This window comes from Azospirillum sp. UFLA03-27, assembly GCF_059803775.1.
On record NZ_JAUQTX010000237.1, the window covers coordinates 1 to 10,242 of the forward strand.

Sequence of the window (10,242 nt, forward strand, 5' to 3'; positions counted from 1 at the left end):
TCCTGATGCTGTGGGTGGGCATCGGCTTCCTGGCCAAGATCACGATCATTATCCTGTTCGCGGTCTTCCCGGTGATCATCAACACGGTCACCGGCGTGAAGAACGTGGACCGGCACTATCTGGACATCGGCAAGGCCTTCATGGCCTCGCGGTTCATGGTCTACCGCCAGATCATCGCGCCCTACGCCCTGCCCTACGTGGCGAGCGGCCTGCGCATCGCGCTCGGCCGCGGCATCATCGCGATGATCGTGGCGGAGTTCCTGACCTCCATCTCCGGCCTCGGCGGCCTGATCATCAACTACACCAACGCGTTCGAGACGGCCAAGGCCTTCGCCCCGGTCCTGGTGGTGGCCCTGCTCGCCAACGCGCTGACGGTTCTCGTTCAAAAGGTCGAAGAGCGTTTCGGCCGCTGGCGCCGCCGCTGACCGGCCCGCCTCCCCCGCACCACACGCGCACCACACCACACCGGATTGAGGAAGGAAGAGGGATCATGAGCATGATGTCCCGTTCGCTGAAGGCCGCCCTGCTGGCGGGTGCCTTCTCCGTGGCGATGAGCACCGCCGCGCTCGCCGCCGACGCGCTGAAGATCGGCATGCCGGCCAAGATGTTCCTGAACCTCGTCGAGTTCGTCGCGCAGGACCAGGGCTTCTACGAGAAGAACGGCCTGACGGTGGAACTGGTGCACATCGCCGACAGCTCCATCCCCGTGCGCTCGCTGATCGCCGGGGAACTGGACATCAGCCAGGCCGGCATGTCGGAGACGCTGGCGGCGGCCGACAAGGGCGGCACGCTGAAGACCATCGGCGGCGTCCACACCGGCCTGCATTACGCCTTCTACGCCAACGCCGCGTCGGGCGTGAAGGACGTCACCGACCTGCCGGGCAAGAAGGTCGGCATCTCCTCCCCCGGCTCGCTGCCGCACGTCGTCATCACCGCCCTGATGCGCCAGGCCGGCATGAGCGAGGACCAGATCAAGTCGGTGCAGTGGGTCTCGCTGAAGGGCTCCTCGGCCCGCATCAACGGCATCCTGACCGGCACCATCGACGCGACCGTCTCCAACTACGACCCGAAGGCCGCGCACGACAAGAACGCCAAGGTGCTGTTCGTCGTCTCCAAGAAGCTGCCCAACTACGTGATGACCCCCTGGGACGTCAACGACCAGACCATCGCCAAGAAGCGCGACGTGCTGAAGCGCTTCGTCAAGGCGGAGCTGGAGGCGACCCGCTGGATCTTCGACAACGAGAAGGGCGCGTTGGACGTCGCGAAGAAGCACTTCGACTACAACGACGAGCAGCTCGCCGAATTCTACGAATTCTACAAGGTCGGCGGCATCTGGAACCCGAACGGCACCGTCACCGCCGATCAGGCCAAGTACATGCAGGAGCTGAACGTCGAAGGCGGCCTGCAGAAGGCCGTCCACCCGGCCGAGAAGGTGCTCGACACCAGCATCGTCCAGGAGGTGCTGGCGGAGATCGGCACCTACAAGCAGCCGTAATCCCGTCGGGGCCGGCGTCGCACCGCCGGCCCCCTCCCGCGCTTTGCCCCATTCCGCCCGCCGTCCCGCTTCAAGACCCGGTGCCGTCCCATGCCCAAGCTGTCCGTCCGCAACCTGACCAAGCGTTTCCCGGTGTCCGGAGGGCCGTCGATGACGGCGCTCGACGGCGTCGACCTGGACGTGGAGGAGGGTGAATTCATCGCCTTCGTCGGGCCCAGCGGCTGCGGCAAGACCACGCTGCTGCGCATCATCCAGGGTCTGGAGACGGCGACCAGCGGCGAGATCCGCATCGACGGCAAGCCGGTCACCGGCCCCGGCCACGACCGCGGCTTCGTCTTCCAGCAATACGGCCTGCTGCCCTGGCTGACCGCTGCCCAGAACATCGGCTTCGCGCTGGAAGCCAAGGGCATCCCGCCGAACCGCCACGGCGAGACGACGGAGCGCGTGCTCGCCACGGTCGGGCTGAAGGGCTTCGGCGACCGCTTCCCGCACCAGCTCTCCGGCGGCATGCAGCAGCGCGTCGGCATCGCCCGCGCCCTGGCGATCGAGCCGGAGATCATGCTGCTGGACGAGCCGTTCGGCGCGCTCGACGCGCTGACCCGCGAGATTCTGCAGAACGAGATGCTCGGCCTGACCGAGCGCATGGGCAAGACGATCCTCTTCGTCACCCACAGTGTGGACGAGGCCGTCTGCCTCGCCGACCGGGTGGTGGTCATGTCGCCCCGCCCCGGCCGCATCCGCGAGATCGTGCCCATCGACATCCCGCGCCCGCGCGCCAGCCTGGGCGAGGCGCTGCGCGACACGCCGGAATACGTCGCCAAGCGGCACCAGCTGTGGACCCAGCTGATGGATCTGGTCTGAGCGCCCCCCTTCTCCGGAACCCAGGAGGTCCCATCGTGTCAGTCGTTCCTGACGATCACGAGTGGCAGTACAACCCCCGCCATTCCGTTCCCGACTTCGCGCGCCACGCCGAGCGCGCCGCCGCGCTGAGCCGCGCCGCTCGGGAACGGAACGCCGGACGTTACGACATCGCCTATGGCGACAGCCCGCTCTCCACGCTCGACGTGTTTCCGGCGGCCGCGCCCGGCGCCCCGCTGCACGTCTTCCTGCACGGCGGCTATTGGCGCGGGCGCGACAAGGCCGACTACAGCTACGTCGCCGACGCGCTGGTGCCGCGCGGCGTCACGACCGTGGTCATGAATTACGACCTGTGCCCGGCGGCGACCCTGCCGGAGATCGCGCGGCGCACCCGCGAGGGGCTGCGCTGGATTCACCGCAACGCCGCCTCGCTGGGCGGCGATCCCGACCGCCTCACCGTGTCGGGCCATTCCGCCGGGGCTCATCTGATCGCCATGGCGCTGGCCGACGACGCCGGGGCGGACCGGCTGGAGGATGGCGTCGTCAAGGCCGCCGTCCTGATCAGCGGCATCTACGAGCTGGCGCCGGTGCTGGACATCACCGTCAACGAGACCATCGGGCTGCGCCCGGAGATGGTCGACGGGGTCAGCCCGATGCGCCATCCGCCGTCCACCGCCACGGCCCTGACGGTCGTCGTCGGTTCGGCGGAGACGCCCGCCTGGATCGCCCAGTCGCGCGACTTCGCCACGCTGTGCCAGTGCCGCGGCTCACGCTGCACCTATCACACGCTGGCCGGGGAGGATCACTTCTCGATCATGGCACGGATGGAAACGCCGGACGACGCGCTCTCGCGGCTGGTGCTGGATGCGGCTGGAGTAAAAGAATGATCGTCATCGATGAAAACGCCGCCCGCCGTCTGGTGTCCCCCGCCGACGCGATTGAGGCCATGGACATGGCCTTCCGCGAAGTCTCCCGCGGGCAGGCGCGCAACTTCCCGGTGGTCCGCGAACGTCTGCTGCCGGGGCCGGACGTCTACGGCATCAAGGCCGGCGGCGACCTCGCCATCGGGCTGCTCGGGCTGAAGATCGGCGGCTACTGGACGGGCAACCGCGCGCGCGGCCTGACCAACCACCAGTCCACCACCGTGCTGACCGACCCGGAGACGGGTTGCCCGACGGCGCTGGTCAGCTCCAACCACCTGACGGGGCTGCGCACCGCCGCCGCCTGCGCCATCGGCATCCGCGAGCTGGCCCGGCACGACGCGCGGGTGCTCGCCCTGATCGGCACCGGCGGGCAGGCGGCGCACCATCTGGAGGCGGCGCTTCTGGTGCGCCGCTTCGACCGCGTCCTGGTGGCCAACCGCGACCGCGCGCGGGCCGAGGAACTGGCGGCCTCCTTCGCCGGGCGGCTGCCCGTCGAGGTCGTGGACGCCGAGACCGCGACGCGCAACGCCGACGTGCTCATCACCCTGACGACGGCGCGCGAGCCGGTGGTCCAGGCCGGCTGGGTCCGCCCCGGCACGCACATCTGCGCCATGGGCGCCGACACCGCCGGCAAGCAGGAGCTGGACCCGGCGATCCTGCTCGGCGCCGCCGTCTGGGTGGACGACTGGGCGCAGGCCTCGGCGCTCGGCGAATGCCAGCACGCGGTGGCGCATGGCCTGACCCGCGAAACCATCCGCGGCACGCTGTGCGACGTGCTGGAGGGCAAGGCGCCCCGCCGCGCCAGCGCGAACGAGATCACCGTCTTCGATTCCACCGGCATGGGCATCCAGGATCTGGCGATCGCCGCCTGGGCCGTCCGCGCCGCCGATAGCGACTCCGGTACCCAGGCCGGCTCCACCATCCACCGCATCGATTTAGCGCGTTAACACCCAAACTGGGCGCCGCCCGAGGCCGACATGCAGTTGAAGAATGTGCGCATCGCCGGGAAGATTCTCGGCATCGTCGTGGTGTTGGGAACCGTTTCGGTGTCCACCGCCCTGGTCAGCGGCTACGGCCTCGCCACGCTCGGCGGGGAGTTGAACCGGGTCGAGGAGGCGGGGCGCGAGGCGACGCAGGGCGCCCGGCTGAACCGCTATCTGGTCGAGCTGAGCCGCGCCGAGTACCAGATGGGCGCCAACCCGGCCAGCGTCGCCACCATCGAGGCGGTGGTCGTCGACCGCAAGGCCGAGGTCCGCGCTCATCTGGAGCACGCCCGCTCCGCCGCCGACGCCCAGCAGCGTCCGTTGCTGAACGGCATCGAGACGCAATACGCCGCCTATGTCAGCAGCCTGGACGCCACGGTGGCGGCGGCGAAGAAGCACGCCGACATGGGCATCACTTACGCCCGGCGCGAGGTGCTGAACAACGTCTCCGGCAGCCAGGAGCAGGTGGAGGCGCTGATCCGCGCCGTCCAGGACTACAACGGCCTCACCGTCGCCAAGACGGCGCGGATCTCCGAGGAGGCGGAAGCGCTGGCTGACCGGACCACGTGGCTGATCGCCGCGGTCGCCCTGCTCGGCATCCTCGCCAGCGGGCTGATCGGGCGCTGGCTGTCGGCGCGCGGCATCGTCGCCCCCATCGTGGAGGCGGTGTCCTGCCTGCGCCGTCTGTCCGGCGGCGACCTGACGGTGGTCATCAGCGGCGCCGACCGCCGCGACGAGGTCGGCGACATCGCGCGGGCGCTCGCCGTCTTCAAGGACAACGCGCTCGACCGCCAGCGCATCCAGGCGGAGCAGGAGGCCGAAGCCCGGCACAAGCTCGACCGCGCCGAGGCGGTCGGCGCCACCATCCTGCGCTTCGACCGCGAGGTCGGCGAGGCCCTGCACGTGATGCAGGACGCCGCCGCCGCGCTGGAGGCCACCGCCAATTCCCTGTCCGCCGGGGCGGAACAGGCGTCGGAACGGATGACCGTCGTCGGCGCGGCCGCCGAGCAGACCGCCGCCAACGTCCAGACGGTCGCCGCCGCGACGGAGGAGATGACCTCCACCGTGCAGGAGGTGTCGCGCCAGATGAACGAGGCGCGCGGCTTCGCCGACGAGGCGACGCGGCAGGCCCAGCAGGCCCAGGAGCGGGTCGGCGCCCTGACCGAATCCGGCCAGCGCATCAACGAGGTGATCGACCTCATCCAGGGCATCGCCAGCCAGACCAACCTGCTGGCGCTGAACGCCACCATCGAGGCCGCCCGCGCCGGGGAGGCCGGCAAGGGCTTCGCCGTGGTGGCGAGCGAGGTCAAGCAGCTCGCCAACCAGACGGCGCAGGCGACCGACGAGATCCGCAGCCAGGTTGGCTCCATGCAGGAGACCATCGGCGGCGCCGTGTCGGCCATCCAGACCATCGCCACGGTGATCTTCCGCCTGAACGAGATGGCCACCGCCGTCGCCGCCGCCGTCGAGCAGCAGGGGGCCGCCACCGCCGAGATCGGCCGCAACGCCGTCCAGGCGGCGCAGGGCACGGCGGAGGTGACCGGGACCATCGGCACGCTGCGCGTCGCCTCCGAATCGACGGCCGCCGGTTCGGCGCAGGTCCTGCAATCCGCCCGCGAGGTGGCCGGCCGCGCCGTGGCGCTCAAGGGCAGCGTCGACGCCTTCATCGCCGAGGTGAAGACCGCCTGATCCCTCCTCCAATCCATCGGCCATGACCAATCGGCCCTGATCAATGGGCCATGATCAATGGGCCATGATCAATGGGTTGAGCGCCGCGCCGGCAACCGCCAGAATGCGGCGGGCGAGACGACCGGCGGCCTCCGCCGGTTTCTCTCTTGCGTGCATTACCGCAGGACCGGTTGGGAGAGGATCACGATGACGGTTGACGGCGCGGCTCGGACCCTGAGCTTTGGATCACTCTACCGCCATGGGATGGCTCGGGTCGCCGCCTGCACGACGCCCTGCACGATCGCCGACCCCATGGCGAACGCCGCGGCGGTGCTCGACAGCGTGCGGGAGTGCGACGAACAGGCGGTCGCGGTCGCGCTGTTCCCCGAACTGGCGCTGTCCGGCTACGCCATCGATGACCTGTTCCTCCAGGACTGCCTGCTCGACGCCGTGGAGAGCGCCGTCGTCCACCTTGTGGAGCAATCGCGCGACCTGATGCCGCTGATCCTCGTCGGCGCGCCGCTGCGCCACGCCGGCCGAGTCTACAACACGGCGGTCGCCGTGCATCGCGGCCGGCTGCTGGGCGTGGTTCCCAAAGTCCATCTTCCCAATTACCGGGAATTCTACGAGCGCCGCCATTTCGCGGCCGGCGCCGGCACCGAGGGCGGCACGATCCGCATCGGCGCCCACGAGGCCCCCTTCGGCCCCGACCTGCTGTTCCAGGCGGACGACATCGACGGGCTGGTGGTCCACGCCGAGGTTTGCGAGGATCTCTGGGTCGCCGTCCCGCCCAGCTCCGAGGCGGCCCTGGCCGGGGCGACGGTCCTGGCGAACCTGTCGGCCAGCAACATCACCATCGGCAAGGCGGAGACCCGCCGCCTGCTCTGCAAGTCGCAATCGGCGCGCTGCATCGCCGCCTATCTCTACTCCTCCGCCGGGGCCGGGGAATCGACCACCGATCTGGCCTGGGACGGGCAGGCGTCGATCTTCGAGAACGGCGAGACGCTGGTCGAGACAGAGCGCTTTCCCAAGGGCGCCCAGATGGCCGTCGCCGACGTCGACCTCGACGTGCTGCGCCAGGAACGGCTGCGCATGGGCACCTTCGACGACAACCGCCGCCTGCACGGGACGGCTTTCCGCCGGGTCGCCTTCCGCGTCGATCCGCCCGGCGGAGACATCGGGCTGCGCCGCAACGTCCCCCGCTTCCCCTTCGTGCCGGCGGTGCGGGAGCGCCTGGAGCTCGACTGCTACGAGGCTTACAACATCCAGGTCGCCGGGCTGGTCCAGCGGCTGCGGGCGACGGGCATGCCGCGCATCGTGATCGGCGTGTCGGGCGGGCTGGATTCCACCCACGCCCTGATCGTCGCCGCCCGCGCCATGGACCTGCTCGACCGGCCGCGCACCGACATCCTCGCCTTCACGATGCCGGGCTTCGGCACCAGCGACAAGACCAAGGGCAACGCGCTCCGCCTGATGAGCGCGCTCGGCGTGTCGCACCACGAACTCGACATCCGTCCCGCCGCCAACCAGATGCTCAAGGACATGGACCACCCCTACGCCCGCGGCGAGGCGGTGTACGACGTGACCTTCGAGAACGTCCAGGCGGGGCTGCGCACCGACTATCTGTTCCGCCTCGCCAACCAGCGGGGCGGCATCGTGCTGGGCACCGGCGACCTGTCGGAGCTGGCACTCGGCTGGTGCACCTACGGCGTCGGCGACCAGATGGCCCATTACAACGTCAATTCGGGCGTCCCGAAGTCGCTGATCCAGCATCTGATCCGCTGGGTGATCGGCTCCCGCCAGTTCCAGGACGAGGTTCTGCACACGCTGGGCGACATCCTGGCGACCGAGATTTCGCCCGAGCTGGTCCCCGCCGGCAGCGACCGCGCCCTGCAGAGTTCGGAAGCCGTCGTCGGCCCCTACGAGCTTCAGGACTTCCACCTGTTCTACACGCTGCGCTACGGGCTGCGCCCGTCGAAGATCGCCTTCCTCGCCCTGCACGCTTGGTCCGATCCGGCGCGCGGCGACTGGCCAGCGGGCTATCCGGTCGAGAAGCGCAGCGCCTACACGCTGGCCGAAATCCATTCCTGGTTGCGCGTCTTCATCCAGCGCTTCTTCGGCTTCAGCCAGTTCAAGCGCTCGGCCATGCCCAACGGGCCGAAGGTGACGGCGGGCGGCTCCCTGTCGCCGCGCGGCGACTGGCGCGCGCCGTCCGACGGCAACGCCCGCATCTGGCTGGCGGAGCTGGAGCGCGAGGTGCCGAAGGAGTAAACGCCCTACCCCGCGGCGCCGGTCCGTTCGTTCATCACCAGCCGCCCGGCTGGCCAGGAGCGGACCAGCCCGGCGGCGCGCAGCTCCGGCAGGGCGCGGGCCACCGCGTCGTGCGACAGGCCGGTCGCCTCGACCAGCGCCGGCCCGGATTTCGCACCACCCTCCAGGGCGTGCAGCACCGCCGCGGTCGGTGTTCCGGCCTGGGCGAGCACCACCTCGCTGCGAGCGGGCCGGCTCGCCCGGCCGGCGGCGACCAGCGCGGCGATGGCGCGGAGTTGCCCAAGCCGGTGCATCGCCTCGGGGCCGCGGTCCTCGCGCAATGTCAGCGCCGTGTGGCAGCGGGCAACCTCCCGCGCCAGAGCGGCGAGGTCGGCGGCGCGATCCTGCACGAGGCAAAGAGCCGCCTCTTCCGCAAAGGTATCGATATCCGTGTCGGCCTCGTCCCAGCGGCCGGCCGCGATGGCGTCCCGGATATCGTCGGCCAGAGCCCGATACGCCTCCCCGCTCATGGACAGCCCTCCGTGTTCAGCTCCGGCCAATGTTGTGGCTCCCAGCGCGCCGCGACGCAAGCAGGCTCCGGCGCGTCGATGGGAAGCGACAGCCGCCGGATGCGCGAACTCTGCGCCGGGTCGGCGCGCGGCTGGAAGAACAGCGCGACCCCGCAGTCGGTGATGCGCTTGTCATCCTCCCCATTGGCGTCGCAGACACGGTTGAAGCGGTGCGAGAAGGACATGCTGTTCGCCACCACCACCCGGCACGACCCGGCGCGGGAGGACTCGTCGCCGGCCTGGGCCTGCCACCGCTCCTCCGTCAGGCCGGCGTCCATCACCGGGGTGACGATCCAGTCCAGCAGCTTGGCCCGGCACAGCCACGCCGCCGGCTGCTCGCGCCCGAGATCCTCGCAGATCATCACCGCCAGCCGGCCCATGTTGGGCAGCTCGACGATGGTGACGCCGTCCCCCGGCGCGATGAATTCCTTCGCCTCGTCGAGCAGCCGGCCGTCCGGGCCGCGCACGTCGTAGGAGCGGCACTGGTCGGCGTCGAGGTCCCAGCAATGCAGCTTGGTTTGGCAAAAAATCTCGGCTCCCATCCGGTCGAGCAGGACCGCCGTGCTGCGCGGCTTGCCGCCCTCCTCCCCATCCCGCCGGACGCCGACGAGAACGTAGCGAAGCGGGCCGTCCACGGCGTGACGCCGCACCGCCGCCTTGATGGCGTCGAGCGTGGCAGGATCGGCGGTCACCTCGGGAAAGACGACGATGGTCGCGCCTTCGGCGGCCAACGCGTCGATGGCCGACGCCGCACGGGCGCCGAAGTCACCGGGAACCGCGGCGTACCAGTCCGCGCCGTCCTGGGAAAAGGTCCGGATGGCGAGGTCGTCCTCGGCCAGGGCGAGCGGGACGACGCCGACGACGGGTGCCCAATCGGGATCGCTGGGACACTGGTCGGCGACCTCAGCGACGCGATGGAAGGCCAGCGAGACGGGCCGTTCGCCGTCCTCTCCGTGGGGGCACTCCGCCGCGAGGGTCGGCGGCAGCAGAAGCAGGGTGTGGAAGAGGTCGGCCACGTCGAAGGTTTCGCGCAGGGGCGTGACCTCCCGGATGTTCACCGAGCGGTCGAACAGGCCGGGCCGCAGGATGAGCTGGCCGTCGGCAACGTCGCTGTTGAAGCGCCCGTGCCGCTTGTACCATTGCCGCGCCCGCAGATGACCATCGGACAGCGCGCGTCGCGGCAGGAAGCGCGAGGCCAGCGGCGCGAACCATTGGTCGATGGCCTGGGCCGCCAGCACACACCGGTCCAGCGGCGTCCACTCGTCGGACGTGTCGACCCAAGACTTGAGCGCATCGGCGCCGTCGCCGTCCTCCAACAACGCCGCCAGCTGGCACAGCACGCCGCCGGTCTCCGCAGCTGTGGATTCCAGGTGCCGTGCGGCGCGCTCGGTCTCGTTCGGGTGTCGATCCAGATGGAACCGCAACGCAACGAACAGATCAGCCAGATGCATGCCTTCAACCACGCCAAGCGACGGACAGGGGCAGGATGCCCATCC

General features: G+C 70.0%; 9 protein-coding genes. 7 read left to right on the top strand and 2 right to left on the bottom strand.

Annotated features, from left to right (window positions below):
- The 7 genes from Q4I23_RS26030 to Q4I23_RS26060 all read left to right on the top strand — a co-directional run.
- Window positions 1-425, top strand: a 425-nt coding sequence (locus Q4I23_RS26030; RefSeq protein WP_498528128.1) for an ABC transporter permease, incomplete at its 5' end; no start/stop codon positions are given.
- Between the two features lie 65 nt (window positions 426-490).
- The gene (locus Q4I23_RS26035) at window positions 491-1,495 is read left to right on the top strand and encodes an ABC transporter substrate-binding protein (protein ID WP_200528063.1); all 1,005 of its coding nucleotides are present in this window, start codon (window positions 491-493) and stop codon (window positions 1,493-1,495) included.
- A 90-nt stretch (window positions 1,496-1,585) separates the two neighbouring features.
- Window positions 1,586-2,356, top strand: a complete 771-nt coding sequence (locus tag Q4I23_RS26040) for an ABC transporter ATP-binding protein (protein ID WP_498528129.1) — start codon at window positions 1,586-1,588, stop codon at window positions 2,354-2,356.
- A 35-nt stretch (window positions 2,357-2,391) separates the two neighbouring features.
- Complete coding sequence (locus tag Q4I23_RS26045) at window positions 2,392-3,240, top strand: alpha/beta hydrolase (RefSeq protein ID WP_498528130.1); 849 nt, start codon at window positions 2,392-2,394, stop codon at window positions 3,238-3,240.
- On the top strand, window positions 3,237-4,223 hold the full coding sequence (locus Q4I23_RS26050; protein ID WP_498528131.1) for an ornithine cyclodeaminase family protein: 987 nt from the start codon (window positions 3,237-3,239) through the stop codon (window positions 4,221-4,223). Before Q4I23_RS26045 ends, Q4I23_RS26050 begins: the two co-directional genes overlap by 4 nt.
- Window positions 4,224-4,253: 30 nt before the next feature.
- On the top strand, window positions 4,254-5,948 hold the full coding sequence (locus Q4I23_RS26055; protein ID WP_498528132.1) for a methyl-accepting chemotaxis protein: 1,695 nt from the start codon (window positions 4,254-4,256) through the stop codon (window positions 5,946-5,948).
- A gap of 186 nt (window positions 5,949-6,134) precedes the next feature.
- A complete protein-coding gene (locus Q4I23_RS26060) occupies window positions 6,135-8,198 on the top strand; it encodes an NAD(+) synthase (RefSeq protein WP_498528133.1) in 2,064 nt (687 codons plus the stop codon).
- Between the two features lie 5 nt (window positions 8,199-8,203).
- Here the strand turns inward: Q4I23_RS26060 and Q4I23_RS26065 are convergent, their stop codons facing one another.
- Together Q4I23_RS26065 and Q4I23_RS26070 are read right to left on the bottom strand one after the other, a co-directional pair.
- On the bottom strand, window positions 8,204-8,707 hold the full coding sequence (locus Q4I23_RS26065; RefSeq protein ID WP_498528134.1) for a hypothetical protein: 504 nt from the start codon (window positions 8,705-8,707) through the stop codon (window positions 8,204-8,206).
- On the bottom strand, window positions 8,704-10,242 hold a 1,539-nt coding region (locus Q4I23_RS26070), incomplete at its 5' end, for a hypothetical protein (protein ID WP_498528135.1). The genes Q4I23_RS26070 and Q4I23_RS26065, both read right to left, overlap by 4 nt.

What these genes read in the sequence shown, in the direction of transcription:
- Q4I23_RS26035 (WP_200528063.1), top strand. Translation starts at nt 491, where the DNA reads ATGAGCATGATGTCCCGTTCGCTGAAGGCCGCCCTGCTGGCGGGTGCC.
- Q4I23_RS26040 (WP_498528129.1), top strand. Translation starts at nt 1,586, where the DNA reads ATGCCCAAGCTGTCCGTCCGCAACCTGACCAAGCGTTTCCCGGTGTCC.
- Q4I23_RS26050 (WP_498528131.1), top strand. Translation starts at nt 3,237, where the DNA reads ATGATCGTCATCGATGAAAACGCCGCCCGCCGTCTGGTGTCCCCCGCC.
- Q4I23_RS26055 (WP_498528132.1), top strand. Translation starts at nt 4,254, where the DNA reads ATGCAGTTGAAGAATGTGCGCATCGCCGGGAAGATTCTCGGCATCGTC.
- Q4I23_RS26060 (WP_498528133.1), top strand. Translation starts at nt 6,135, where the DNA reads ATGACGGTTGACGGCGCGGCTCGGACCCTGAGCTTTGGATCACTCTAC.
- Q4I23_RS26065 (WP_498528134.1), bottom strand. Translation starts at nt 8,707, where the DNA reads ATGAGCGGGGAGGCGTATCGGGCTCTGGCCGACGATATCCGGGACGCC.